The organism is Mesorhizobium sp. WSM2561 (genome assembly GCF_000513915.1).
Taxonomy (GTDB): domain Bacteria; phylum Pseudomonadota; class Alphaproteobacteria; order Rhizobiales; family Rhizobiaceae; genus Mesorhizobium; species Mesorhizobium muleiense.
This window is the reverse complement of the sequence record NZ_AZUX01000004.1, coordinates 113,778-140,071: the sequence shown is the minus strand read 5'-3', so window position 1 is coordinate 140,071 and position 26,294 is coordinate 113,778. Positions and strand designations below refer to the sequence as shown.

26 protein-coding genes and 2 pseudogenes are annotated in these 26,294 nt (G+C 61.4%); 19 read left to right on the top strand and 9 right to left on the bottom strand.

What is annotated here, in order from left to right:
* Positions 1 to 457 precede the first annotated feature (457 nt).
* From M727_RS39120 to M727_RS0107150, 6 genes are all read right to left on the bottom strand, one after another.
* Positions 458 to 1,258: an SMI1/KNR4 family protein gene (locus M727_RS39120; RefSeq protein WP_198032607.1), complete on the bottom strand. Its 801-nt coding sequence runs from the start codon at positions 1,256 to 1,258 to the stop codon at positions 458 to 460.
* A 538-nt stretch (positions 1,259 to 1,796) separates the two neighbouring features.
* A complete protein-coding gene (locus tag M727_RS0107170; protein WP_027152108.1) occupies positions 1,797 to 2,321 on the bottom strand; it encodes a prepilin peptidase in 525 nt (174 codons plus the stop codon).
* Between the two features lie 9 nt (positions 2,322 to 2,330).
* Positions 2,331 to 2,864 (bottom strand): tetratricopeptide repeat protein, encoded by a 534-nt coding sequence (locus M727_RS0107165; protein ID WP_027152107.1) that lies wholly within the window; start codon positions 2,862 to 2,864, stop codon positions 2,331 to 2,333.
* Between the two features lie 66 nt (positions 2,865 to 2,930).
* A complete protein-coding gene (locus M727_RS0107160; RefSeq protein WP_027152106.1) occupies positions 2,931 to 3,881 on the bottom strand; it encodes a type II secretion system F family protein in 951 nt (316 codons plus the stop codon).
* Between the two features lie 17 nt (positions 3,882 to 3,898).
* On the bottom strand, positions 3,899 to 4,870 hold the full coding sequence (locus M727_RS0107155; protein WP_027152105.1) for a type II secretion system F family protein: 972 nt from the start codon (positions 4,868 to 4,870) through the stop codon (positions 3,899 to 3,901).
* The gene (locus M727_RS0107150) at positions 4,870 to 6,255 is read right to left on the bottom strand and encodes a CpaF family protein (RefSeq protein WP_027152104.1); all 1,386 of its coding nucleotides are present in this window, start codon (positions 6,253 to 6,255) and stop codon (positions 4,870 to 4,872) included. Before M727_RS0107150 ends, M727_RS0107155 begins: the two co-directional genes overlap by 1 nt.
* A gap of 483 nt (positions 6,256 to 6,738) precedes the next feature.
* Here M727_RS0107150 and M727_RS0107145 point away from each other — a divergent pair, with 483 nt between their 5' ends.
* The 10 genes from M727_RS0107145 to M727_RS0107100 all read left to right on the top strand — a co-directional run bounded on the left by M727_RS0107145 (position 6,739) and on the right by M727_RS0107100 (position 14,900).
* Complete coding sequence (locus M727_RS0107145; RefSeq protein WP_245268491.1) at positions 6,739 to 7,002, top strand: Flp family type IVb pilin; 264 nt, start codon at positions 6,739 to 6,741, stop codon at positions 7,000 to 7,002.
* Positions 7,003 to 7,104: 102 nt separating this feature from the next.
* Positions 7,105 to 8,145, top strand: a complete 1,041-nt coding sequence (gene cpaB / locus M727_RS0107140) for a Flp pilus assembly protein CpaB (RefSeq protein WP_027152102.1) — start codon at positions 7,105 to 7,107, stop codon at positions 8,143 to 8,145.
* A 44-nt stretch (positions 8,146 to 8,189) separates the two neighbouring features.
* Complete coding sequence (locus tag M727_RS0107135) at positions 8,190 to 9,638, top strand: type II and III secretion system protein family protein (protein WP_027152101.1); 1,449 nt, start codon at positions 8,190 to 8,192, stop codon at positions 9,636 to 9,638.
* A gap of 4 nt (positions 9,639 to 9,642) precedes the next feature.
* Positions 9,643 to 9,912 (top strand): hypothetical protein, encoded by a 270-nt coding sequence (locus M727_RS0107130; RefSeq protein ID WP_027152100.1) that lies wholly within the window; start codon positions 9,643 to 9,645, stop codon positions 9,910 to 9,912.
* Between the two features lie 54 nt (positions 9,913 to 9,966).
* Positions 9,967 to 11,463 (top strand): TadE/TadG family type IV pilus assembly protein, encoded by a 1,497-nt coding sequence (locus M727_RS0107125; protein ID WP_027152099.1) that lies wholly within the window; start codon positions 9,967 to 9,969, stop codon positions 11,461 to 11,463.
* Positions 11,464 to 11,470: 7 nt separating this feature from the next.
* Entirely contained in the window at positions 11,471 to 11,962 is a 492-nt protein-coding gene (locus M727_RS0107120; RefSeq protein WP_027152098.1) for a TadE/TadG family type IV pilus assembly protein, read from the top strand.
* Between the two features lie 41 nt (positions 11,963 to 12,003).
* Complete coding sequence (locus M727_RS0107115) at positions 12,004 to 12,594, top strand: TadE/TadG family type IV pilus assembly protein (protein WP_245268490.1); 591 nt, start codon at positions 12,004 to 12,006, stop codon at positions 12,592 to 12,594.
* Positions 12,591 to 13,754 carry an AAA family ATPase gene (locus M727_RS0107110; RefSeq protein WP_027152096.1) on the top strand — a complete coding sequence of 388 codons (1,164 nt, stop codon included), beginning with the start codon at positions 12,591 to 12,593 and terminating at the stop codon, positions 13,752 to 13,754. Before M727_RS0107115 ends, M727_RS0107110 begins: the two co-directional genes overlap by 4 nt.
* On the top strand, positions 13,738 to 14,316 hold the full coding sequence (locus M727_RS0107105) for a L,D-transpeptidase (protein ID WP_027152095.1): 579 nt from the start codon (positions 13,738 to 13,740) through the stop codon (positions 14,314 to 14,316). The genes M727_RS0107110 and M727_RS0107105 overlap by 17 nt, the downstream gene beginning before the upstream one ends.
* Positions 14,313 to 14,900 (top strand): hypothetical protein, encoded by a 588-nt coding sequence (locus M727_RS0107100; RefSeq protein ID WP_027152094.1) that lies wholly within the window; start codon positions 14,313 to 14,315, stop codon positions 14,898 to 14,900. Before M727_RS0107105 ends, M727_RS0107100 begins: the two co-directional genes overlap by 4 nt.
* Before the next feature lie 204 nt (positions 14,901 to 15,104).
* Here the strand turns inward: M727_RS0107100 and M727_RS0107095 are convergent, their stop codons facing one another.
* Positions 15,105 to 15,641: a hypothetical protein gene (locus M727_RS0107095; protein WP_027152093.1), complete on the bottom strand. Its 537-nt coding sequence runs from the start codon at positions 15,639 to 15,641 to the stop codon at positions 15,105 to 15,107.
* A 357-nt stretch (positions 15,642 to 15,998) separates the two neighbouring features.
* Between M727_RS0107095 and M727_RS0107090 the strand changes: the two are divergent.
* A pseudogene (locus M727_RS0107090) lies at positions 15,999 to 16,145 on the top strand (HlyD family type I secretion periplasmic adaptor subunit); the annotation flags it as partial.
* Entirely contained in the window at positions 16,135 to 16,773 is a 639-nt protein-coding gene (locus tag M727_RS0107085; RefSeq protein ID WP_027152091.1) for a ribbon-helix-helix domain-containing protein, read from the top strand. The pseudogene M727_RS0107090 and the gene M727_RS0107085, both read left to right, overlap by 11 nt.
* Positions 16,774 to 16,832: 59 nt before the next feature.
* On the opposite strand, the gene M727_RS0107080 is transcribed toward M727_RS0107085, so the two are convergent.
* Positions 16,833 to 17,726 (bottom strand): LysR family transcriptional regulator, encoded by an 894-nt coding sequence (locus M727_RS0107080; RefSeq protein WP_027152090.1) that lies wholly within the window; start codon positions 17,724 to 17,726, stop codon positions 16,833 to 16,835.
* A 341-nt stretch (positions 17,727 to 18,067) separates the two neighbouring features.
* On the opposite strand from M727_RS0107080, the gene M727_RS0107075 reads away from it, so the two are divergent.
* The 6 genes and pseudogenes from M727_RS0107075 to M727_RS0107050 all read left to right on the top strand — a co-directional run bounded on the left by M727_RS0107075 (position 18,068) and on the right by M727_RS0107050 (position 24,499).
* Entirely contained in the window at positions 18,068 to 18,706 is a 639-nt protein-coding gene (locus M727_RS0107075; protein WP_027152089.1) for a (2Fe-2S)-binding protein, read from the top strand.
* Between the two features lie 3 nt (positions 18,707 to 18,709).
* Positions 18,710 to 19,708: a xanthine dehydrogenase family protein subunit M gene (locus M727_RS0107070; protein WP_027152088.1), complete on the top strand. Its 999-nt coding sequence runs from the start codon at positions 18,710 to 18,712 to the stop codon at positions 19,706 to 19,708.
* Positions 19,705 to 21,822, top strand: coding sequence for a xanthine dehydrogenase family protein molybdopterin-binding subunit (locus tag M727_RS0107065; RefSeq protein WP_027152087.1), 2,118 nt, complete (start codon positions 19,705 to 19,707; stop codon positions 21,820 to 21,822). Before M727_RS0107070 ends, M727_RS0107065 begins: the two co-directional genes overlap by 4 nt.
* A 137-nt stretch (positions 21,823 to 21,959) precedes the next feature.
* A pseudogene (locus M727_RS35975) lies at positions 21,960 to 22,356 on the top strand (cupin domain-containing protein).
* 392 nt (positions 22,357 to 22,748) lie between these two features.
* Positions 22,749 to 23,471 carry an SDR family oxidoreductase gene (locus M727_RS0107055; RefSeq protein ID WP_027152086.1) on the top strand — a complete coding sequence of 241 codons (723 nt, stop codon included), beginning with the start codon at positions 22,749 to 22,751 and terminating at the stop codon, positions 23,469 to 23,471.
* Positions 23,468 to 24,499 carry an S-adenosylmethionine:tRNA ribosyltransferase-isomerase gene (locus tag M727_RS0107050; RefSeq protein ID WP_027152085.1) on the top strand — a complete coding sequence of 344 codons (1,032 nt, stop codon included), beginning with the start codon at positions 23,468 to 23,470 and terminating at the stop codon, positions 24,497 to 24,499. The genes M727_RS0107055 and M727_RS0107050 overlap by 4 nt, the downstream gene beginning before the upstream one ends.
* Positions 24,500 to 24,546: 47 nt before the next feature.
* On the opposite strand, the gene M727_RS35970 is transcribed toward M727_RS0107050, so the two are convergent.
* Complete coding sequence (locus M727_RS35970) at positions 24,547 to 25,326, bottom strand: NADP-dependent oxidoreductase (RefSeq protein WP_198032606.1); 780 nt, start codon at positions 25,324 to 25,326, stop codon at positions 24,547 to 24,549.
* Between the two features lie 586 nt (positions 25,327 to 25,912).
* Here M727_RS35970 and M727_RS0107040 point away from each other — a divergent pair.
* Positions 25,913 to 26,236, top strand: coding sequence for a helix-turn-helix domain-containing protein (locus M727_RS0107040; RefSeq protein ID WP_027152084.1), 324 nt, complete (start codon positions 25,913 to 25,915; stop codon positions 26,234 to 26,236).
* Positions 26,237 to 26,294 lie beyond the last annotated feature (58 nt).

Genomic DNA, 26,294 nt, shown 5'->3' with positions numbered 1-26,294 from the left:
AATTTGGCGGTCCCGATCAGCCGGTGGTTCGCCTTGAGTCAGTGCCGCGATAAGCAGAGAACAATCCAATTCCTCAGGGAACGAAAACCTTAGGTCACTCTGAGTGGCCATACGAAGCGACCTCAATCTTGCTGTCTTCGCGGCGCGTTCGGCGCGCTCAGCCTCAGCCATCACCTTCGCGGAGCGATTGATTTTCCTATTTTCCAGCCAACACATCTGTTCGGTCCCGCAAGAAATTTCTTCTCGGACGCTTCCCGTAGTTTCCGGGCGGATTTGCGCGACCAAAGGCCAGTTCGGATCCGATTCCGCCTTTCCTCTTGCCGAGCCTTTTTCGCGCCGGTACGCCTTCATGCCCTGACTCAATTGCGATTGTCGCCCTTCGTTGTGATGAAGTCGCTTCGATCGGTGACGCGCCATGCCTATCCCGCTTCGCAGTGCGTCACCGAAATACGTGCCGTCATAGGAAGGGGCCAGGTGCGCCCAGAAGGCTTCGTGCGCCTTCGTGGAAGTCGTTTGATGGGGGGGCTTTCAATCGGAACCGGCGCAGCACTGGCTCTTCCGCCGCTTCCAATCTGAAATTGCCGCTTTCCAGCAGGCCGGCGATCCACTCGAGGAACTTGCCAAGGGTTTCCGCAAGCACCGCTTTCAGGTCTTGGTCGCGCCCAAAGAGGATGACCTGGCCGACGCGACCGCTGGGCCACGGATCGAAATCGAGACCGATATGATTGCCTGAGCCATCATGGGTCAGCGGTATCCAGCGCGGATTGATATAGGCCGGGTCAACCGCGTGTTCAGGCCACGCCCCTCCGGGAATTTCATAGCGATTGCCGCCGAAATCGGCGAGCACATCGACCCAGGCTTTCCATTGCGCCCCTGCCTGATGCAGCGGCAGCAGCGGATGCCCATAGATATGGCCCCGACTGTCGTCGTTTTCGCCGTCGTGCCATCGGTATAGGTCGCGATAGGCGCGCGGCATCTTGAGGCCGATCAGGCGCTCGAACGCATCCAGTTGCGCGTCCGTGGCCGGCGGATTGAACACATATTTGTCTGGCGGCAGATGAGCAGCATACCAGGCATCAAGGCGCGCAAGCACCGGCGCGATATCTTCCTCCAGCAACGGCTTCGCCTGTCCCGGCGGCCGTTTGGGACGGCTGGTTTCGGCCATGGGGGATTTTGTCCTGATTTGCCGCATTGCGCACATGGTAGGAAGCAGCCCCGCAAGGCTCAGGGCTCCGAAGATAGACGCACCGATCAGCACATTGCGCCTGCTCCGATCCATCACGGACATTCCGGCGCGATTGATCGGCGCCGCCACACAAGCCCTGAAGGCATCGCAGGTCTCGGCCCGAATTCGTTTGCCGCCATCAGACGAAGTCCGAGTCTGGCGGGTAACGGTTGTCCATGATTACCTTCATAGCAGACACTTATACCAGAGATCACCAATAGCGACTCATAGCCCCTTCTTTGATTTGGTATAAGCAGTTAGCGCAACCCGGCGCGCGAGGAGATAAAGGCGCTTGTCGGCGCACTTATTGGGCGCTGGAGGCCTGTCCTGCTGGCGGCCATCTTCACTGATCTGCGCGCCTCAGAGCTGCGCGGGGTGCCATATTTATGCCCCTTGGGAAAACTCATTTAACAAGACCGTCGTTCCCTAGCGGTTAACGTGAGACGGTCTTTGGGCGTCATTGAACGGAACCTACTGCTCATCGACCTCAACACTGGCGTCTGACGCGAGCCGCTTGGGAACATAGACGCCCGAGATGTACAGCCAAGCAGTTGCGGCAATTCCTGTCTGGTCAGATCGCCGGACCAGGATGGGGCATCAAGGTGACGTAGATCTGAAACGCTATCGTGCAGATCGCTGCGAGCGAGATTGGCACGCCAAACGGCACAACGCCCTTGCGGTCCAGGTGCTGAACGTACAGGCGGAAGGCGCCCGCGGGCAGCATGAACGGATTTTTCACGATCAACGCCGTGGCGAGGGCGAAAACCAGCAGCAGGACGGAAAATACGACGAGGCCGCTGCCGCCGATCAGTAACGGCACCACCGCCATCAGCTTGACATCGCCGGCCCCGACCTTGCGCAGGGCCCAGAACGGAAACAGCGCAACAAACAGCAAAAGACCGGCGAGCGCGCTCAGGCTCATGTCCCACCACGACCCGGATTGCACCGATAGGAGCTGCAGCGAGCCCAAACCCAGGCAAAGCAGCAGCAGCACATTCTGGTTGGATATCTTCTGGGTGGTGAAGTCGAGCCAGGCGATCCTTGCCAGCAAAGGAATGGCTAGCCCCTTCAGCAGCAGCGATGCGGCAAGCAACATGTCGTCGCCTTACCGCTCGAGATTCTTCACGCTGGACGACAGCAGCTTCAGATTGTTGGCCACGGTCGGATCGTTGGGCGCCAGCTCATAGGCCTTGAGGAAACTGCTGCGCGCGTCCTGCAGCTTGCCGCGCAATAGATTGGAATAGCCGACATTGTTGTAATATTCGGGCGTCCCGCCGACCAGCCGGAACGCCTGGCGATAGGCGTGGTCGGAGAGGTCGAAGCGGCGGATCCGATCGCTGGAGGCGGCCAGGCCCATCCAGGCAACGCCATCATTGGGCGCCAGTTGCGTCGCCTTGTAGAACAGGGCGCCGGCATTGCCGTAGTTTTCTGCGCGGAACTGGTTCTTGGCTTCGGCAACAGCCTGGTCCGAGGCATAATATTCGACGTCGCTGACCGTCTTCAGCCCGTCGAAGGCATCGCCAAAGGCTGTCACATCACCTTTCGAGGGCTCGTTGGTACGGACGACGCCGCTGGTATCAGCCGTCTGACAGCCGGAAAGCACGATAAGCAGCAAACCGGCTACGGCCGCGAGGCGCATTGGCCCTGTCATTTTGTCCCTCAAAGAGTTCCCCGACTCTGTATTTCGACCAAAGCACAGACGTGCCTAGAAGAAAACACCCCTCATTCGAATGATCACCGGCAACATGATGATCATCATCACCACCGGGAAGATGCACAGTCCCAACGGAATCATCATTTTGACCGGCAGCGAATTGGCACGCTCCTCGGCACTCAGAATTCTCTGGCTGCGCATTTCGTCGCTATAGACGCGTAAAGCCTCGGTCAGGCTGGTGCCGAGTTCTTCCGATTGCCGAAACAGCACTGCCAAAGCTCGCGCCTCGTCAAGTCCGACGCGGTCAGCGAGTTCGCGCAGTGCTTCCCGCAACGGCTTGCCGGCCCGCAATTGCAGCGTCATGATCGACAGTTGAATGCCTAGCCATTTGTGGGTGCCGGCCAGTTCCTGGCTTACGCGCTCGACCGCAGCCTCCAGGCTCATACCGGCGTCGGCACAGGTTATCATCATGTCCATGAAATCGGGAAAACCGCGGCGGTAGACCTGCTTTTGCCCTTTCTCGAAGCGATCGAGCATGACGCTTGGAACCACGAGGCAGGCGAGCCCGAACAAGGCGGAACCGATCAAGGCTACCAAACTGGGGAGTTGCGGTGGGAGCACCCGGGACAAAAGCGCATAGGCGGCCAGAAAGCCGACACAGACCGCAGCCAGCCGCGACAACGTGTAAATGAGCGGAGCGCTCGATTGATAAAAGCCGGCGCGGAAGAGCTTCGCGTCCAAGGCGCTGGGCTGGTCCCGTTCCTTCTCTATCGATCGAAAATAGGCATCGACCGGCCGCTGCGCTGCGATCCTGGCAAGCTGTTCCTGTCCAACAAGCGAACGCCGATCGGCAATACCTTCGGCCATCAGGCTTTGCGCGACCAGCTTTCGCGTCTGCAGCGCCGGCAAAAGGACGAGGGAGCCGAACAGGAACAGAGCCACCGCCGCGACGAAGACGGCAATGGAGACCAGAACGCTGAGATCCTGAATAGTCGAAAACAAGATTATGTCTCGCCCTGTCAGAAGTCGAAATTGACCATTCGATACATGATGAAGTCACCGAACAGCGCCCATGTCCCGAAAATCAGGAACACAGGAAGGATGATCGGATCGCCCCAGACGGTGCCGTAGTAGGCCGGGGCAACAAGCTGGAGTATCAGGAAGATCACGATCGGGAACAGCGAGATGATCCATGCCGATACACGGCCCTCGGCCGAAAGCGCCCTGATCTTCATCCTGAGTTTTTGCCTTTCGCGCAGCACTGACGAAAGGTTGGACAGAATTCCGGTCAAATTGCCGCCAGTTTTGGCCTGGATCGACAGCGACACCGACAACAGATGAAGGCCCTCAAAGCCGACACGTTGCGAAAGTTTCCGCACCGCTTGTTCCATGCTGAGACCAAAGGTGATCTCGTCTGACACGATGCCGAATTCGGTACCGAGTGGGTCGGGCATTTCGCGGGCGACGAGACCAACAGCCACCGAAGCCGGGTGTCCGGCTCGCAATGAACGAACGATCATGTCAAGCGCATCCGGGAGTTGTTTCGCGAATTTCTGAATTCGCCTGCTCCGTGCTCGCCGGAGAACGAGAAGCGGCAGCACAAATCCAACCACCAGAAAAACAACAAGCGACACCAGGGTCGAAAAGCCTAAAAGGAACCACAGAAGCGACGCCAGCGCCAAACCCGCCAGGAGGAACTTCGCGGCGAAAGTCAGCGGGTTTCCGGTAATGCCGGACTGGGTATAGAGCCTGTTCAGCCCGATCAGGCCAAAGAGAAAGTCGCCCGAGTCCGTCAGCCCGCGTTCGCGCAGCAATCCTTGCAGGGTCCGTTCGGCTGGAACGTCGTCGGACAGCCGTTTCAGCCGATGGTTGATCGCGCCAATGCGTGCCCGGCTTTTGGCAAAGGAAAGATACATGGCCTCGCCGGCTAGAATAACCGATGCCGCCGCGAGCACATAAATGAAGTAGAGCAAAGTCTGACCGGTGGGCATCAGAGCGCAACCTGCGGGTTGAACGCGTCCTTGGCGAAGTGATGACCAAGGGTTGCCGCCTCCGGGGCAAAGCGTGGACGGACGCCGGTGGCGCGAAAATCACCAATGATCTTGCCTTCTGGCGTCACCTCGCGACGGACGAAGTTGTAGATTTCCTGGAGCTGGACGACATTGCCTTCCATCCCAGTCAGTTCCGATATGGAGACGACCCGCCTGCCGCCGTCCGCAAGACGCTGTGTCTGCACGATGATATCAATGGCCGATGCAATCTGCGCCCGGATGGACTCGTGGGTCATCGGCATGCCAGCCATGCCGACCATCTGCTCGAGGCGTGATATCGCGTCACGTGGCGTGTTGGCATGGATGGTTGTCATCGAGCCTTCGTGGCCGGTGTTCATGGCTTGCAGCATGTCGAAGGCCTCTTCACCGCGGACCTCACCGACAATGATACGGTCGGGCCGCATGCGGAGAGCGTTCTTGAGCAGTTCGCGCTGACGAACCTCGCCTTTTCCCTCGACATTGGGCGGACGCGTCTCCAGCCGGCCGACATGCGGCTGCTGCAGTTGCAGTTCCGCCGCGTCCTCGATGGTGATCAGGCGCTCCCTGGCCGGGATGTAGCTCGACAGCGCGTTGAGCAAGGTGGTCTTGCCGCTGCCGGTGCCGCCCGAAACCAGGATCGACTTGCGTGCCTGCACGGCAATGCGCAGCAGGTCGATCATCGGCTGGCGGATCGAATTGAACACCATCAGTCGTTCGAGCGAGTAGGGATTCTTCGAGAATTTGCGGATCGACACCAGCGGCCCATCGACCGAGATCGGCCGTACCGCGATGTTGACGCGCGAGCCGTCTTCCAGTCGCGCATCCACCATCGGCGCCGATTCATCGACGCGCCGGCCAATGGCAGAAACGATCTTGTTGATGACGCGCAGCAGATGCGCCTCGTCGCGAAAGCGGATCTCGGTCTCCTCGATCATGCCGCGCCGCTCGATGAAGACGCGCTTGTGGGTATTGATCAATATGTCGGTGATCGAGTCGTCCTTGAGCAGCGGCTCGATCGGCCCAAGGCCCAGCATCTCGTCGGCTGTCTCACTGGTCAGCCTGTCGAGCTCACGTGCGTTCAGCGGTACAGCGCGAGCACGAACGAACTCGCGAACGATTGGCCGGATTTCATTCAGGATCTCATCCTTCGATGCCGTTTCAAGCGCGGCAAGATTGAACCGGTCGATCAGATGACGGTGAAGCTCGACCTTGAGCGTCAGGAAACCGTCACCTTCCGATTCGATGTCGGCTGCAAGGGAAAGCGCCGCGACTGGCGAGGTCACGATCGGCTCAACCCTAGGCTCGACCCGCGGTTCGCTTGGCCCCTTGGTGAATCGGCCCAACATAACGCTTCTTCCCCCGTTTAATCCCCACGCTGAAACTAAGCGTTAACCACAGATGGCACAAGCGCCAGCCGCGCACCATGCAACTTAATACTTCAGACATAGTTAAGATCAAGGATCAGAAAACGCGACGTTTATTTGGTGAGCGGCGCTGTCCTAATGGAGTATGAGGGCTAGCTTTTCGATGCCGAGTGCTTTTTTTGTCACGAAGGCGCCATGGAACCCACGCAAACCCTTTAGATATAAAGGAATATGCACTACCGCTAATGCTGCCCCACTTCCGCCACACCCACGGCCAAATTATGAACGAATGGTTAAGATAGGTTGAAAAACGAGCCGAATCAATGTTTTGGTCCACTTGAGATCGGCAATATTCTTGCCCGGCCATGTATAGGAAAGTTAAGAAACCCTTAATCCCGTTTGACTCTGATTTTCGTCGGGACTTAGATCGAGATGACGGGGGATGCTTGGGTATGGATTTCATCCTTGGCTCGTCTCGTCGGGTTCAAACCTCCAAAGGGAGAAATTGGCATGAAGAAGCTCATGACGATGACCCGGCAGTTCCGCGACGACGAAAACGGCGCTGCCATGGTCGAATATTCCATCCTTCTCGGCATCATCGCGGTCGCCGTCGTTATGACGGTCATTGCGATCGGCGGCTGGGTCTCGGGCAGATTCACAGGCTTGTGCGATGCTCTCGACGACACCACTGTCGGCGGCTGTAATGCCGTGACTGGTGTCGGTTCCTGATTGCCTGATCACGCTCAGGCCCGGATCGTTCGATCCGGGCCTGAATCCGATCGCGACGGGCGAATTCCCGTAATGTAAGCTTGGGGCTTGGGGCTTGGGGCTATGCGCGCAAATACTGTCATCATGATCGTTCTCGCCGGCGTGTTCGGCGTGCTTGCGGTGGTTCTCATCAATGTCTGGCTGGCCAGCCAACGTAGCGCCATGGCGGAGGCGAACGGTGTCCAGCGTGACACGGTCGTGGTGGCGGCAGTGCCATTGAAATTCGGCGATACGCTATCGGCCGACAAATTACGCGAAATTGCATGGCCGGCGGGTGCCGTTCCAACCGGCGCGTTCAAGACAACTAAAGAGGCCCTGGCCGGCGAAGGCACGAGGCAGGCGCTGCAGGCGATCGGCGCCAATGAGCCCGTTCTCGCCACCAAGATTACCGGCCCCGGCCAGCGCGCCACGCTGTCGGCGGTGCTCGGCGAAGGCATGAAAGCCGTTTCCATCAGGGTCAACGACGTGCTCGGCGTCGCCGGGTTTGTCTTTCCCGGCGACCGGGTCGACGTGCTTTTGACGCGCACGGCGCGTGGCGAAGGCGGCGCGGACAGAAGTTTTGTCGACGTGTTGTTGCAGAGCATGAAGGTGCTCGCCGTCGACCAGGTCGCCGACGAGAGCACGGAGAGCCCGACTGTGGTGAAATCGGTGACGCTCGAGGCCAGTACCAGGGACGCCCAGAAGCTTACCCTGGCCGCCGGTGCCGGCCAGCTGTCCCTGGCGCTTCGTCAGGCAGCCGCCAGCGAGGGCGAGACGACCGAACGCGTCACGCTTTCCGACCTGACCGGCGACACGCCGGCCGACGTCGCCGCCAGACAGGCCGAACTCGCCAAGCAAGCAATAGCCGAGGCTGAGGCCGCAGCCGAGCGCAAGCGCGCAGACGACAAGATCAATGGGCTGACCCAGGCCGTGGAACGGGTGGGAAGCAGGCTCGACCTGTTGAGCAGCGCAAAACCTGTTCCGGCAGTGGCCTCAGCACCCCAGGTGCAAGAAGTGGTTAAGGAAGTCATCAAATATGTGCAGCCGGAGCCGCCGGCGCGTGCGACGATCGGCGTCTTTAGGGGTGTGAAGCTCGAATCCTACGACGTGCCGCGACAAAAATAACGCTAGGGTATTGCCGAACGATTCGGCAAGAGGGGGTAGTCTAGATGCGTATGTTCCGGGGACCACTGGCGGCTGCCGCGCTGGCCTGTTCGGTCATTTTACTGCCGATCGACCTTGCTGCTCATGCGGCCGACCGCAGGATCGATGTATCGAACCCCAGCGTCCACCGCATTTTCCTGCCCATGTCGCAGTCGGTGACAATCCAGGTGAACGCCACTCTCGGCGACATCGTCGTCGGCGACGAGAAGATCGCCGACGCCCAGCCAATGACCGACCGCACGCTCTATGTCATCGGCAAGAGCGCCGGCACCACCACCGTCAACCTGTTTTCAGAAGACAAGCGCTCGCTTGGCGTGATCCAGATCGAAGTTGGCGTCGACGTGAGCGACATGGCGCAAGCGATCCGGCAGGTCGCTCCCACGGCGCGCATCGATATCGGCTCGATCAATGGCAAGGTCAGGCTTGGCGGCCATGTCAAGGACGGCGCCACGCTGGCGGCGATCATGGAGGTCGCCCAGCAATATGGCCCCGACGCGATCATAAACGCAGTGACCGTCGACGACAGCCAGCAAGTAAATCTCGAAGTGCGGGTGCTGGAGGCCAAGCGCAATGCCGGCCGTGATCTTGGCGTCTCGATCAGGAGCACCAATGGCAGCGGCACGACCCGCACCGGGACGGGGATTGCCGCCGTCGATGAGGACAATGTGGTGCTGGGGCCGGGCGGTCTGCTTACCGGCCTTCTTTCGAACACCAACCCGTTCGCGGCGCTGATCACCCGCGTCATCGACAGCAACATCAAGGTCGACCTGATCATCGAGGCGCTCGAGGCCAAGGGCGTGGTGCGCACCCTTGCCGAACCCAACCTCACCACTCTTTCCGGTGAGGTTGCCAGCTTCAATGCCGGCGGCGAAGTACCTATCCGCGTCGACGACGGTGATGGCGAGATCAGCATCGAATACAAGCAGTTCGGCGTCAATCTGCTGTTCACGCCGGTCGTGCTCGCCAACGACAAGATCAACATCAGGTTGGCTCCGGAAGTCAGCGACCTCACCGGCTTCACCACCGCCGGTGACCCGATCTTCACCAACCGCAAGCTGTCTACCGTCGTCGAGTTGCGCGACGGCCAGAGCTTCGCGGTCGGCGGTCTTTTGTCCAGCAAGAACACCAAGATCCAGAGGCAGGTGCCGTGGCTCGGCCAGGTCCCGATCGTCGGGACGCTGTTCCGGAATTCAAGCAATCAGAAGGAAGAGACCGAACTGGTCGTGATCGTGACGCCGCGTATCGTGCGACCGGTAAAGCCTGGCGAGCAGCTGGCGACTCCGTTCGACAAGACACGGCCGGCCAACGATCCGGAACTGTTCCTGCTGGGCCAGTTGGAAGTGACCAAGGACATGGTGCGAAAATATGAACTCGGCCAAGGCGTGGTCGGTCCCTACGGCCACATGCTCGACCTCAAATCCAAGGACAAGATGCTCTATGTCAAAAAGAAATAGGATCTTGCTCATCCTCTTGTGCGCCGGCTCGCTGACGGGCTGCGCCGCCGACTACCTGAACAATTACGAAACGGTGACACTGGCTGCCGGGGACACGCAGAAATACAATTCGTTGCTGCAGACGGTCGATCCGCTCAATCCGGCGTCGAGGAACACGGCGATCGAAGGCGATGGCGCGCGCGCTGCCGCTGTTGCCCAGAGCTACAAATTTCCACCACCGCCACCGCCGCCGCCGGCCATCACGGTCAACGTCGGCAATACTGGGGTTGAATAGAAGGGTGCGGGTTCAGCGCCAGGCAAGGCGACTGGCGTCAGGGGAGTAAGGTCCATGCTGCGGTTTGTTCGCGCGTTCTGGCACGATGAGCGGGGAATAGCGATGATCCTCGTCGCCATCATGCTGCCGGTAATCGTCGGCTTTGCGCTGCTGGCCATCGACATGAGCCGGGCCAACGGCCTCCATAACGATCTACAGAAGGGTGTCGATGCGCTTGCGCTTGCCGCCGCGGCGGAACTCGACGGCAAATCGGATTCGATCACCCGAGCCAATCGGGCAGTCGCCAATCTCCTTACCAACGCCACAAAATTTTCGACCTCAGGCAATCACACGCTCGCCGCATCTGACGTGACGATAACGTACCTGACCGGGATACCTGCCAGCGACACCATAACGTTGAGTCCCGCCGGCGTCGACTCTAACGGCGTGAACTGGGCAAGCACCGATCCCAAAGCCGTGACATTCGCCGAAGTCACGGTGAAACCCTCTGGCATATCGGATGGTGCGGGTGCATTCGCGACGATCCTTCCTGCCAGCTTCATTGGTAGCAACGACACCATGGACCTGCAGCCACAGGCGGTGGCCGGGTTCACTCAGTCCATTTGCGAAACCGTGCCGATGTTCATGTGCAACCCGTTCGAGGGGGACGGGAAATCGATCCAGCAGGCTTTTGCGGAAGGGCTTACCTATAGCCGCGAATTTCGGATCCTGAAGGTCGACTCCAACCCGGGCCCGGGCAATTTCGGGTTGCTCGACAACAACCTGACGTCTCTACGGGACGCCTTCGCAATCGGGACAGCCGGCACATGCTATAATCTGGACGCACTCGAAACGAAGACTGGCGTCACTTTGGGCCAAGTCAATGCTGGCCTCAATGTTCGCTTCGACATCTATAGCAGTTCCCTGACAAAGGAGGATAAGAACCCGCTCTACCGCCCGGCCACAAACGTGCGTAAAGGCGCCAGCAAGACCAGCAATTGCAACAAGTTTTCCGCTGCGACAGATGGATCGGCGATGGGGTTCCCGCCTGGCGACAATTACGACAGTTCAACCGGGATGACGGATTCCACCTGGAATCGCTCTGACTACTGGAGCCTAAACCATAATGGTGCCGCTTATCCGTCGATCCCTAGTTCAAGCCATCCGACATCAACGTCGATGCTGGCATCCCGGTATGACGTCTACAAGTACGAAATCTCCAATAACATGGTGGGCGACGAGTCGCCGGCACCATCGAAGGAATCCGGCATCCCGGCCTGCTTCAAAGGCCCCGCGCCGACGCCCGATCCTGACCGCCGCCTGCTCAACATGGCCATCTTAAACTGCCAAGCTGATCAATCAAAAATCAATGGCCACACCGAACTACGACCTGACGCCTATGTAAGCGTATTCCTGACAAATCCAGTTGAAAAACAGGATAGCAGCAAGGACGATGAAGACTCTACCTCCCACGAAAAGCCCATAAGACTTGAAGTGGTGGACGTTGAGGGGCCGAAGGGCAACAACACCCTCGACAAGCTTCTGCGCAATGAAGCCCAACTATATCGGTAGGGCCGACATGACCAGGTTCGGCCACATCATCCGGCGGTTCCAAGGCGACGAGAATGGCGCCGCCTTGGTGGAGGTCGCGATCGCCGCACCATTCGTTTTGCTGTTATCGGCCGGCGTATTCGAATTCTCCAACATCCTGAACACGCGCTTGCTTCTCGAAGCAGGTGTGAAGGACGCAGCGCGCTACATGGCGCGCTGCAACGGCACTACCTGGGCCAATTGCGAGACCTATGGAAAGAACCTGGCGGTGAATGCTGCGATTACCGGCGGCAGCGCAAGAGTTTCGGGATGGAGCACATCCCAAGTCACGGTAAGTAAGAACTCTTACGCAGCAATCGACGGCAGCGGGAATGAACTTTATCTCAGCAGCACCGGCACGGTGGATGTGGTTCAGGTCAGCACTTCATTACCTTATACTGACGTCGGGCTGTGGGGTTACCTTGGCTTCGGTGCCCTTACCATAACTGTATCTCATCAGGAGCGTGTCTTCGGATGGTGATGGCTTGGCGAAAATTTGGCTTCGAACAGACCGGAGCGACAATGGTCGAATTGGCCATCGCCCTGCCGTTGCTGCTGACGCTTCTGCTTGGTTTCGTCGACTTCGGCCACGCTTTTTACCAGTGGAATGCCGCCAACAAGGCGGTGCAGATGGGAGCCAGGTTGGCTCAGATCTCCACGCCCGTCGCCAGCGAGGGCTTGTCCAAGGAGGCGAAAACACCTGCCGATCCGCTTCTGGTTGGCAAGGCCGTAGCGGCCGGGACGTACAACTATATCTGTACCGCTACAGCCGCCGGAGTGGCGTCATGCGTCTGCGGAACGGGCAGCACTTGCCAGGACCTCGATGCCGATCAGGCCTCTTTCGATTTCATTTATGACGGCAGCAGCACTCGCGCCGGCATGCACGACCTCCTTCCGACCCTAGTGAAGTCGGAAGTCAGGATCGAGTACACGGCCATGGGTCTTGGCTACTGGACGCGCCCTGGAGGCGCTGTGCCCACCGTCACGGTCAGCATCACCAATCATCCTTTCCAGTTCTTCTTTCTGGGCGGCCTGCTCGGATTCGGAAACATCACCATGCCCTCGATGCGGAGCACGGTCACGGGCGAAGATATGAAGAGCACCTGGCCATGAATGCCATCAATACCAAGGTTCTGCCGACCAAACGAAAGCAGGTGGCGCTGTTTTCGTCGGATCCGCAATTCAAGCGCGAGGTAGCGACGCGGCTCGACGCGCTGGCCATCTACGATGTCAGGATTTCCGAGACGGCTGACTTCCTCAATGGTCCGCCCCCCGAGACGCGCCCGGGCATCGTCATCCTCGACCTGGCCAACGGCGAGTTGCTCGGCGAGCCCGGCATCGTCGCGGCGCGCGCCTTGTGGGCAACCGTGCCGCTGATCGCGGTCTCCGACGAGTTGACCTCCGAAAAGACGCGCATCCTGGTTCGCATGAACGCCTCGGACTGGCTGCACAAGCCGCTCGACGCCAAGGAGCTGCTGAACGCAGTCACCTTCCACGACACTGGCAACCAGGGCACCAAGAGCCGAATCATCACTTTTGTCAGCGCCAGCGGCGGCGCCGGCGCTACGACGCTCGCTCTGTCGGCGGCCGAATTCCTGGCGTCGAAATCCACCGAACGGGCGGCTTCGACCTGCCTCGTCGACCTCGATTTCCAGAGCGCCAATTGCGGCGCCTATCTCAACCTGTTCAACCAGTTCGACCTGGCCGGCATCATCGGCCAGCCGGAAAGGCTCGATGTCGAACTGATGGACGTCATCAGGCTTTCGCGTCCGTCAGGCCTGACCCTCTATTCGTTCGAGAGGCCGCAGCTGCCGTTTGAGCCGCAGGGCGCCGATTTCGTGTTCCGGCTGCTGGACCTCGTCGCCTACCGGTTCGACGATATCGTCATCGACCTGCCGAATATCGAAACCCCCTGGCAGAATTCCGTGCTTTCGACGAGCGACGAGATCTTCATCGTCTTCGAGCTCAACGTCGCCTCGCTGCGGCAAGGCAAGCGGCTCTACACGAAGATCCGCGAACTGCGCGGCAATTCGGTGAGCATCACGCTGGTCGCCAACAAGCATAAGCGCAAATGGTTCGGCAACCATTTTTCGCGCAGCGAACTCGAGAAGATCTTCAAGGCGCCGCACATCAAGTCGGTCGGCCTGGACAATGCGCTGCTGACTGACGCGCTGAACCGGGCCATCCTGCCTTCCGAAGTGGATGGGCGAGCGCGCTTCAACAAGGACCTGAAGCGGATGTTCAAAGAGCGGCTCGATGACGCGGCACGGTAGATACCGCATCGTCCCGAGGCTTGCCGGCGCCTGCATCATCGGCCTGGCCTTGGGGATGCCGGCCTGGGAATTCGCGCATGCCCGATCCGCGCCGCCGCTGCCGGCAATGGGTCCCAGCCTGCGCAAGGCGGTTGCTCTCCAAACCGCGGAACGGGCCGGCACGATCATCATCCGCAAGGACGAGAAGGCGCTTTATCTGGTCACCCGGCAGGGCCAGGCGCTGCGCTACCAGATTAGCGTCGGACGCGACGGCTTTGGCTGGACCGGCATCGTCAAGGTCGGGGCGAAAACGGAATGGCCGGAATGGCGCCCGCCCAGGGAAATGCGCGCCCGCCAGCCGGAGCTGCCGGAAATGGTGCCCGCCGGTCCCTATAATCCGCTCGGCGCCAGGGCGCTCTATCTGCTGCGGGACGGGCGCGACACGCTCTACCGCATCCACGGCACCAACGATCCCAAGGGCATCGGCTTCGACGGAACATCGGGATGTTTCCGTCTTACCAACACTGATGTGATCGATCTTTTCAAGCGCGTCTCGGTCGGCGCAAAGGTGGTGGTCCAATGACGATGATCAGCGACCTGGATATGCCGGCAATCGACATTGGGCCGGCAACCCACACGGAAGAACAAGCTGCAGTGGGGAAACCGAGCAATGCAAGGATGATCGGCGTTGTCGCCGCCGGCGCCTTGCTGATCACGGCGGTGAACATAACGGCCGCGGTCTATTTCTACCGCGGCATCAACGATCTGCGCCTTGTCGAACGGCGGCTGGAACAGCTCGGATCCTTCGAGCAACGGATCGCAGCCCGGCTCGATATGGTCAACAACGGCTTTCAAAGCCGGTTCGAAAAACTGGACAGTCAACTGCAGGGTAGCTTCAACGAAGTCAAAGGCAGCATTGCCCGGCTTGAACAGGAGCTGCCCCTGGACAGTGACGACGACATGTCGAGCATTGCGGAGCCTTCCGTGATCACGACCAGCACCATGGCGGAAGCAGCCACCGATCTCGAAGAAGCGACCGAACCCAGTATCGTCGATGTGCCGCGCCCGCTCAAAAGGAAGATCGCCGCGGCGCCCCCTCCCCCGAACGCCTCCTACCAGCGCATAGTGCAGCCTGACGGCAAGGTCCATTACAAGAAAATCAACTAGTTCCTCTCTACAGAGGATTTGGTTCTTAGCCTGAAAGGGACTGTCGACGGTCGCTGTCGGCCAGCCTTCAGCCGCCAATCTCCAACCCAACGTCTGCGATCAGCCCAAACACCTCAACTTCGTCATCCCAGGGTCTGCGCCGCGTCGCTTCGCTCCTTGCTCCGCCCTGGGATGACGAAGTTGGCACGGCTGTGCCCCGGGGTCCTAGAGATCCCGCTGCAGAGCAATAAGGCGTACGGCGAGCGCTTCGGAACGCTGTCGCGCTTCGCTGAGAAACGCAAAATGACAGTAGGCGCAGGCTGCAGTGCCGAGACCCAGCACCAGACTGTTCTGCCATGTGAAATCGAGCACCAGCGAGAATGGATGGCCGCTGGGCGCGGTGAACGCCGCTATCGTGCTCGCTGTTTCAGAATGGCTGCTGGAAGCGATCATCAGCCCGGCGAAGAGCAGAGCGGCGTGGTTGGCAAGGAAGAACGCGGCCGACTTTCTCGTCCGGCAAGCCATCCAGCAGAGGATCGATGCGGCGATCAGGATAGCGGCATCAAGGACCATTGAACCGCTGAGATAGAGGTCGACCTGCTGCCAGAACATCGTGGCCAAAGGGCGCAACTCAAGCCAGATCCGCCACAGGGCAGGGCTGGCCGGATAGGTTCCGAGCAGGAACGTCGCTGCTCGTTCCCCTGCCAGAATGAGAAGAATGAGAGCCGGGAAGGCAAAAAGCAGTAGCGGCTTGCGCGTCATGTTCCCTCGCCAATCGACAAGCAGAATAGACTGCAAAGATTGCGCGAGGCTTAAGGAAAGCGCCGCGAACAGCATTGATCACAGGCGCAGGCGCTTGCCGCAACCGCAGCGAGCGCCCGTTTTATGTGCCATTTTTGCTACATTCCCGAAACTTATGGCCCGAATTCGGTTCTTAGCCGGCCCTAGATCAACAAACACTCACGTATTCGAAGAATCTGTCGGATAATTTGTCAAAGCTTCGGTGAGAAGGCTTGGCCATAAAAAGTACCGGGCAGAAGCGTGGGTGGGGTAGAAACGAATACGATAATCAAAGTGGCCATTGGCAAGCGCCTTGGCCTCCTGATCACATTTGCGATTTCGACGATCGAACGGGATGGCGAGGCTTATCCGATCATCCCGGGCGTGATCTGCTCTGTCGACATCAAGACCAGACGCAAGACGATCCTGAGTTCCCTTTTGAAGCCGATCAACAAGGCGCGTCAGGAGGCCATGAGTGAGCGCTAGCGCCACCTCTCCCTCCACCAATACCGATCAGCGACTCCTGCCGCTCGCCAAGGAGGATTTTGGCCTGGAATTTCGAGTTGTGGCGCGTGGCGGAACACGCCGCGGGATCCGTCTGGAGCGGGCTTTTTGGATATCGCTGAAGCAGATGGCTGAGAGCCGGAAGTGCACGATCGGCATGCTCATAGATGAGATAGCCGGAGTTCAGGCACAGAGTGGCAATCTGACATCGGCGATCCGGGTAGCCTGCATACGCGGACAGGCGAAGGAAAACGTGACGTTGAGTAAGCTCGCGTCAATAACGACAATCAACGCCATACTGGTTGCCTGCCCCTCGCCTGCATTTGCCTTGACGTCATCGAAGAAGATCCTGACTTTCAATGTTCCGTTCCAGCAATTGGTGAAGCGCCAACTGCCTTCCGGACCAAAGGACGATGCGCGGCACGACCTCAAGCTGGCGTTGGACCTCAATGTCGCCGACATTTTTGCGCGCCTCGACATCAACGGTGAAACGCCGGTCACCAGCGGATTTGTCCTCGGCACGGGCGAACGTCGGTACCGTGGTCAATTGAACGTCGTGCGGGCGCCGGTGATCGAGCCGGAGCTGCTGATGGCGTTCGTCTTCGGCTGACCGGTTCCGGCGGTACTGAACGGTCAATCCTGGCCGAAGACGCTTCGCACTGCATTGCCTCAACCCGAGAAGCGGAGCGCATCGACGAGCAGGGCGAAAGCCGGCGACGCTTGGCGACGGCTTGGATAGTAGAGGTGATATCCCGGCCAAGGCGGTGACCACTCATCCAGCACCCGCATCAGGCGGCCGCTTTCCAGATGACGCTCCGCGACATCCTCCGGCACATAGGCGAGGCCGAAACCAGCCAGCGCCGCCTCGAGAATCTCGAGGGTGCCATTGAGGACAATCTGGCCGTCCACCCGCACCTTCAGCTCGCGACCATCGCGCTCGAAATCCCAGGCCCAAAGCCCGCCATTGATGGAAAAGCGCTGGTTGATGCAAACGTGTTCGGTCAGCTCCTGCGGCGTCGTTGGCGGCGGCCGCCTGGCGAAATACGACTTCGTCCCGACGACGGCGAAGCGGATGTCCGGTCCGACGCGCACCGCGATCATGTCTTTTGCAACACGCTCTCCCATTCGCACGCCCGCGTCGAACCGTTCGGCAGCAATATCCGTCAGTGCGTTGTCGAGGAAGACCTCGACGGTGACGTCGGGATAGTCCGGCAGGAGCTTCGCCAGCTTCGGCCAGATGACGGCGTTGAACGCGTGATCGCTTGCCGTGAGGCGAATGGTGCCGGCGGGCTTCTCCCGCAATTCGCTCAACGCCTCGACCTCGGCCTCGATCTCCTCAAAGCGCGGGCCGATATTGCGCAGCAGCCGCTCGCCGGCCTCTGTAGGCGAAACGCTTCGGGTCGTTCTCGTCAGCAGCCGAATGCCCAGCCGCTCTTCCAGATCGCGGACCGTGTGGCTGAGCGTGGACTGCGAAATTCCGAGCTGCGCAGCGGCGCGCGTGAAGCTGCCCTCCCGCGCAACCGCCAGAAAGGCCAGAAGCATATCGAGTCGTCCGCGCTGCATTTATGGTTCCGCCCCATAAGTTTGGGCGGATTATACGACTAATCGAGCGAACTGCACACACTCAATCGATCTCGATTGCCGAGAGCACCGCAAATTTCCCGGACGGTGGCGCGAACCCGTCTGAGCAATGACGATGAAGGAAGAACCGGCGGCAGTTCATTCGCGTCGCTGCCATTCATGGCCCCGACCGATAGGTCCTATCGGGGAGCGGGCGCTAATCAAGGCGCCTCAAGCGCCCTAAGCTTTTAGCGTCGCACACGCACCCAGCGTGTCTTCGGGCGGGGGGTCATCCATATCTTGGGCCGCGAATTTGGCGGATCATCACGAAAGCGACAATCGACATGTCTGATAGCCAAAGAACTTCGACAGCCAGTTCGGACATAACGCGCCGGGAGCTCATGCAAGCGGCTGCTGTGACTGGCGGTGCTCTTTTAGGAGAACAATTCGTGCCCGGAGCTATATCTCCGGCGCTGGCACAGGCTGCCGGCGCCGCGACGGCGCCGCTCGATGTGTCGCTGCGCATCAACGGGACGGAGCACCGGCTTTCGCTCGACCCGCGCACGACGCTGCTGGATGCGCTGCGCGAGCACCTGCATCTGACGGGCTCGAAGAAGGGCTGCGGCCTCGGCCAATGCGGCGCCTGCACGGTGTTGATGGATGGCATGCGCGTGAAGGCCTGCCTCTCGCTCGCGGCGCTCGCTCAGGGCCGCGAAATCAAAACCATCGAAGGATTGGCGCAGGGCGATGAGCTCCATCCGTTGCAGGCGTCCTTCATCGAGCGCGATGCCTTCCAGTGCGGCTATTGCACGTCGGGGCAGATCATGGCCGGCGTCGCCTGCATCAGCGAAGGCCATGCCGGGTCGCCGCAGGAGATCCGCGAATGGATGAGCGGCAATCTGTGCCGTTGCGGCGCCTACGACCATATCGTCGCGGCCATCCAGGACGCGGCTGCCGTGTCCAACTCGACGCAGGAGGGCTGAGCCATGCATCCCTTTGTGCTCGAACGTCCGCGGGATCTCTCTGCCGCACTCAGCTTCGGCGCTCAAGCCGGCCGCAATGATGCGCCGGTCGAATACATCGCCGGCGGCACCGACATGGTGCAGCTTCTGCAGGAGAATGTCCGCCGACCGGATCGGCTTGTGAGCCTCGCGGGAGTTCTCGACGACGGCATCGAGATCGGTCCGCAAGGCCTGAGGCTTGGCGCCGCCGCCACGATGGCGGAGGTGGCCGCCCATCAAGCTGTGGTCGAGCAGTTCCCTCTGATATCCCAGGCGCTGCTGAATTCGGCGAGCCCGCAGGTCCGCAACCAGGCGACCATGGGCGGCAATCTGCTTCAGCGCACACGCTGTCCCTACTTTCGCGATGTCGGCTACGAGGCATGCAACAAGCGCGTGCCTGGCTCCGGCTGCGCCGCATTGGACGGCGAGAACCGCTGGCACGCAGTGCTCGGCACGAGCGACAACTGTATCGCCGTTCACCCGTCGGACCTCGCGGTTGCCCTGGTGGCGCTCGATGCGTCGGTCGAGCTCCGAGGAGCTGGCGGTGACCGTTCCGTGCCGCTCTCCGATCTCCATCGCCTTCCCCGCGATACGCCGCACCTCGAAACCGTCCTGAAACCGGGCGAAGTGATCACCGCGATCACGGTCCCGGCCAGGGCGGCAGGACTGCGGTCTCACTATCTCAAGGTACGCGATCGCGCCTCCTTCGAGTTCGCCGTGGTCTCGGCCGCAGTCGCAATCGAGACGGACGGCGCTCGCATCCGGCAGGCCCGCGTAGCGCTCGGCGGCGTTGGAACGAAACCCTGGCGCCTGTCGAACGTCGAGACCGTTCTCGCCGGCGCCGACTTCGAGCCAGCGGTGCTCCGCCAGGCGGCGGCGCTCGCAGCAGACGGCACACGGGGTCGCGGCCACAACGGTTTCAAGATCGAACTCATGCAGCGCGCCATCGTGCGTGCGGTCGAAATCGCGGGAGCACGCGCATGACTGCTGCCTTGATCGGAAAATCCGTCAGCCGCGTCGATGGCCGCCTGAAAGTTACCGGCGCCGCGACCTATGCCGCCGAGTTCGAAGTGCCGAACCTCGCCCATGCCGCCGTCGTCAGGAGCATTGTCGCGAACGGCCGCATTGCATCCATCGACACGGCGGAGGCCGAACGGGCGCCCGGCGTAACCGCGGTTGTGACGCACAGCAACGCGCCCAGGCTCGCCTACCAGCCGCATAAGGGCCTCCCGGACGCAGCCGTTGGCGAGCGCCTGCATGTGCTGCAGGACGACCGAGTGACTCACCAGGGCCAGCCGATCGCGCTGGTGGTCGCCGAGACGCTTGAACAGGCGGTTTACGCGGCGGAGGTCGTGCGGGTTACCTACCGGCACGAAGCGGCGGCCACCGACATGGAAAGCGTCGATCCAGTTCTGCCTACCGGGAAACCGGCGGAGTGGGAGATACGGCGAGGCGAACCCGACAGCGCCTTCGAACAAGCGGAATTCCGGGTCGAACAGACCTATGTGATCCCGCGCGAGAACCACAACCCGATAGAGATGTTCGCCACCATTGCCTCATGGCAGGGCCACAGCCTGACCCTGTGGGACAAGACACAATGGGTGCACAACGTCGCCGAGGAGATCGCCGCCGTGTTCGGCATCGCTGCCGAGAACGTCCGTGTCATCTCGCCCTTCGTCGGCGGCGCGTTTGGTTCGGCGCTGCGCTGCTGGCCGCATGTCACGCTCGCCGCGCTGGGCGCCCGTGTAGCCGGACGGCCAGTCAAGCTGGTGCTGTCGCGGCGCGAAATGTATTACGGCGTCGGCTACCGTCCTCACACGGTCCAGCGGGCCGCGCTTGGCGCCTCCCGTGACGGCCAGCTCCAGGCCATCCGGCACGAGGGCCACCAGGAGACCTCGACCTACGAGGAGTTCACCGAGGCGCTGCTCAGCGCGACCCGGTTCCTGCACTCCTGCCCGAACGTCCACACGCGCCATCGCATCGCGCCGATGAACGTCCACACGCCGACCTACATGCGCGCGCCCGGTGAGGCGAGCGGCATGTATGCCCTCGAATCGGCCATGGACGAGTTGGCGGTCGCGCTGAACATGGATCCCGTCGAACTGCGGTTGCGCAACGAGCCGGACCGGGACGAATTCAAGGACCTCCCGTTCTCGAGCCGTTCGACCAGGGAATGCTACCGGGCCGCCGCCGAGCGTTTCGGGTGGGCACAAAGGAACGCCGCGCCGCGCTCCATGCGCGACGGGCGCTCGCTGATTGGCTGGGGCATGGCCAGCGCCACCTATCCGATGAACTATGCACCCGCCTCGGCCATGGCCCGGCTCTTGCCGGACGGCACTGCCGAAGTGATGAGCGCAGCGAGCGACATGGGACCCGGCACATGGACATCGATGACGCAGGTCGCGGCGGACACGCTGGGCCTGCCGATCGAGCGGGTCAAGTTCACGCTTGGCGACACCCGCCTGCCGCGCGCCCCTATCCACGGCGGTTCCATGACCATGGCGAGCGTCGGCAGTGCGGTGCAGGCGGCTTGCCGCAAGGCGCTCGACGACGCGCTGGCACGCGCCGGCGCCAACGAAATTGAAGAGGCCATGAAGCGTCTCGGCCAAGTCATCGAGGCAACCGCCGACGTCGCTCCCGGAGATGAGACGAAGCGGTTTTCCATGCACGCCTTTGGCGCCGTGTTCGTGGAGGTGGCCGTCGATCCCGATCTCGGCGAGACGCGCGTGCGGCGCATGGTCGGCGCCTATGGCGCCGGCCGCGTCGTCAACCCGAAGATCGCGCGCAGCCAGTGCATCGGCGGCATGATCGGCGGCATCGGCATGGCCCTCATGGAGCACTCGGTTGTCGACCCCCGCAACGGGCGCGTCACCAATGCCAATCTCGCCGAATACGCCGTGCCGGTGCACGCCGACGCGCCGCCTGTCATGGACGTGATATTCGTCGACGAGCACGACCCGCACGTGAACCCGCTCGGCGTGAAAGGCCTCGGCGAGATCGCGCTGGTCGGCGTCGCGCCAGCGATCGCCAATGCCATTTTCCACGCTACCGGAAAGCGCGTCCGCGAACTGCCGATCACGCCGGAGAAGCTGCTCTGATCCACCTCGTCGAAAACGAAGGGGCTTGAGACATGATCATCACCCGCAGAGACGTCCTTGCCGCGACGAGTGCTTTCGCCGCCGTGGCTGCAGCAGGCCAGGTTGGCGCAGCTTCTGTCCAAGGAAGGAATGAGACAATGAAGATCACGCGAGTTGGATCACAGCCGTCCGGCCCCGGGCCGGCCGATTACTTTACCGGGACCGTGCGCATCGATCCGCTCTTCCAGGCGCCCGAGCCGGCGCGCGTCGGTGGCGCCAGCGTCACGTTCGAGCCTGGCGCCCGCACCGCCTGGCACACGCACCCACTCGGCCAGACGCTGATCGTCACGGCCGGTCTCGGCTGGGTCTAACGCGAAGGCGCGCCAGTCGAAGAAATCCGGCCAGGTGACGTCGTCTGGATTCCGCTTGGCGTGAAGCATTGGCACGGCGCGTCTGCGACCACGGCGATGACGCATCTCGCTATTCAGGAATCCCTTTGATGGCAAGCCGGTCGAATGGCTGGAGAAAGTCAGCGACGAAGAATACCGCAGCTAAGCTTTGGCGGCACCCGGCGTCTCGCGCAAGGCAGGGTCTCGCTGCTCCGAATTTCGTCGCGGCACGCTGCCAACTCACCCGATGAGGCATCCAGACGGCACCGATCGCGGCTGCAACACCGCTCTCCCTTCTCCCCTTGTGGGAGAAGGTGGCCGCGAAGCGGCCGGATGAGGGGTGTTCCAGCTTGGCGCCGCCGCATTCCGTCCAGCACCCCTCATCCGTCTTGGCGCTGCGCGCCAATCCACCTTCTCCCACAAGGGGAGAAGGTAAGACCCGCGATCACGCCTCGAGCCAGACCTATCGTGTCGGCATCGATCCACGCAATGAACGCTTGACCTCCAGTTAACTTGAGCTTGTAGCATTGGCTTGCACGGATGGAAGGAGCATCGGCAATGCTGACGAATATGGATTTCCACGGTCTTCGCGTAGCGGTCACGGGTGGCACGTCCGGCCTCGGACTGGCGCTTGTGCGGCAGCTCGCCGCGCAGGGTGCGAGCGTCGCCTTCGTCGCACGCACTGCTGCGAACGTAGAGCGCATCGCTGACGAGACCGGCGCACACGGCATTGTCGGCGACGTCGGCAAGAAGAAAGAAATCTACCCGATCGCGTTGCAGGTCACTGCGAGCCTCGGCGGGCTCGACGTTCTGATCAACAATGCATCGAGCCTCGGGCCGGTGCCGCTTGCGCTGCTTGCCGACACCGAGTGCGAGGATCTGGAAAAAGCGCTTGCGGTCAATCTCGTCGGCGCGTTTCGGCTGACGAAAGCGCTGTTCGGTGCGCTTGCCACGTCGGCGCGCGAGGGCCGTGGCGCGCTGGTGATCAACATCTCCAGCGACGCGGCGATGAACGCCTATCCTGGCTGGGGCGCGTATGGCGCGAGCAAGGCCGCTCTTGCCCATCTGACGGCGATCTGGGACGAGGAGGCGAAAGACGATGGCATAAGGTTCCTCGCGCTCGACCCCGGCGATATGGACACCCCGCTGCACGCGCTGGCGCTTCCTGATGCCGATCCGGCCACCTTGAAGCACCCCGATCTGGCAGCTGCCGAGATCATTGAAAAGCTGCTTGACGCGTTGCCGGCTGGCGCAGCGCCCCGCGCCGTGGCACGTGGATGATTGCCGCCGACCATCCGGATCGGCGCTCCGCCAGGCTGTTGGTCGTCATGGCGGACGGCGCGATGACCGACCTGCCGCGCGCTGACCTCGCGAAGCTATTCGAGCCCGGCGACCTGGTCGTCGCCAATGACGCCGCGACCTTGCCTGCCAGCTTGCACGGCACGCATGTCCCCAGCAGTGAAGCGATCGAGATCCGCCTGGCGGGCTGGCTGTCACTTGCCGATCCAACGCGATTCGTGGCGATTGCCTTCGGTGCGGGCGATCACCGCACGCGCACCGAAGATCGGCTGCCTCCGCCTCCACTGTCACCGGGCAATCGCCTTCGGCTCGGCCCGCTTGAAGCCGTTGTGGAGCGCCTTCTCGACCATCCCCGCCTTCTCGAGCTGCGCTTCTTGGGCAACGGCGCAGCTGTGCTTGCAGGACTGGCGCAGCACGGTCGGCCGATCCAATACGCGCATGTTCCAGAGCCGTTGGCACTTTGGGATGTTTGGACGAAGATTGCCGCCCGGCCGGTCGCGTTCGAGGCGCCATCGGCAGGCTTTGCGCTCGATTGGCGCACGCTTCAAAGCTGGCGGCGCCACGAAATCGGCTTCGCAACACTCACGCATGCCGCGGGCATTTCCTCCACCGGGGATCGCGCGCTCGACTCGCGCCTTCCCTTCGACGAGCCATACCGCATCCCCGAGCACACCGCGGCGCAGGTCGCGCGGGCGAAGCTGCGCGGCAGCCGCATCATCGCGGTCGGCACGAGCGTAGTGCGCGCGCTTGAGGCGGCCGCCAATCCCGATGGCAGCGTGCGTGCAAAAAATAGCATTGCGACGGGCCGCGTCGCGCGGGAGACGCCGCTTCGCGTCGTCGATGCAATTCTCACAGGCGTCCACCAGCCCGGCGAAAGCCATTTCGAGCTCCTGCGCGCCTTTGCCGACGATGCTCTGCTCGCCAACGCCTCCGCAGCCTTCGCCGCGCACCGATACCGCACGCATGAATTCGGCGATTCCATGCTGCTCGATCGGCAACCGCTGGATTGAACCGCCGTCGCAACGCCTGGTGATGTCTGCTGGAATCCACCATTTACTCAACTCACCCGCAAAGCGAGCTTGCCGACGTAGTGGGTGGCAAGCGCCCGGTGCGCATCGACAACCCTGTCGAACGGGAATGTACGGGCGACATGGACGTCGAACGGGCCAGAGTCGATCAGGCGGTTAAGCTTGTCGGTCGCGTCCTGGCTGCGGGCGCCGTTGTAGCGAATGAGCTCCACGCCGGGCCGAACTTTTGGGTCGGGCATCGCGCCGTGCGGGCAGGCGACCCGACCGCCGTCGCGCACTGACGTCAGCGCGCGGTCGGCCGCCTCACTGCTTACGGTGACAAGGGCAGCGTCGAGGCCGCCGGCGGCGAATTCACGAGCGGCCGCCACCACGTCGTCCTTGCGCCCGTTGACGATGGCGTCGGCGCCCAGCCGCTGCGATAGCGCCACGCCGTCATCGCCCGAAGCCACCGCCAAAACACGGGCGCGCAATCGTTTTGCGAGTTGGATGGCCATGTGCCCGATACCGCCGCTGGCGCCGAAGATCATTATTGTATCGCCCTGCTTTAGGCCGACCTCTTCCAGGCCGCTGAGGGCGGTCAACGCATCCCAGCCCATGACGCCGGCTTGCTCGATCGTGAGCTTGGCGGGGATGAGCGACACGTTGTCCGCATCCGTTACCGCGTACGTGGCGTAGGTTCCACCCTTGGGAAGTGGCATGGATGCAGCGTACACCCGGTCGCCTTCCTTGAAGCGGCTAACCTGGCTGCCAACGGCGACGACTGCGCCCGCGCAGTCCCAGCCGAGCACATAGGGGAATGTCGACGGCATTCCGAAAGCCCGTCGTAGCGACCCTCACGCTCGAGCGCGTCCCACGAGGCCACGCCCGCCACTTCGACCCGGATTAGGACATCGCTCGGCCCGACCTCGGGCACTGGCACGGCTCGCACAGTAACCAGCTCGGCTCCACCGAACCGGTCGATGGCGGCGGCCTGCATTGTATCCGGTTTTGCATTCGTCATGTTTTTTCTCCTAGGAATATTGTTGGTCATGAACCGGCCACCGCTTCTAGCGGTGATGAATCGAGCCTCGCCGTTCTTGTTTCGAGCCGGCGAAGCAGGAGTTCGCTTTTCGTAAGCGTTCGATGATTGGTTGATGATGAAGGCTTGGATCGCCTCCTGTCTCTTTTGCTGTCCCAGACGGTCGTGCGATATCCCGCTTCAAGCAGCTCGCGGGCGAGCGCCGATCCCACGCGTCCAGTGTCTGGGGCACCGATTGTAGGCATCATTCCGACATCCCATATCTGATTGGCGCAGCGCTCGGCTCGCTTGTCGTCCGAGGCAGAGTTATGATTTGGGAAGCGCGACACCAATACGCACGCAGGCGTAAGTGGTTACCTGCCGGTAAGGAGGGCAAGGTGAACAAACCCACCGAGAATGGTTTTGCAACCGCGATAAAGATGGTCTCCGGCAAGTGGAAGCTGGACATCATCTGCGAACTCGGCGCGACACCACGCAGGTTCGGCCGGCTGCGGCAGTCGATTCCGGCGATCAGCGAAAAGATGCTGACGCAGCAGCTGCGAGAACTTGAGGCAGACGGGCTTGTGAACCGAAAAGTCCATCCGGGTTCTCCGGCGAAGGTCGTCTATTCGTTGACGGAAAGCGGATCGACGCTCTGTGCCGGGGCAGAGGGCTTATGCCGCTGGGGTGAACAGTTCCATTGCTCGGGTCAGCCGGAATGATCGCCGCGATGAAGCGACTGCGGTTCGCACTTTCACGTCGCTGACGATATACCCGACG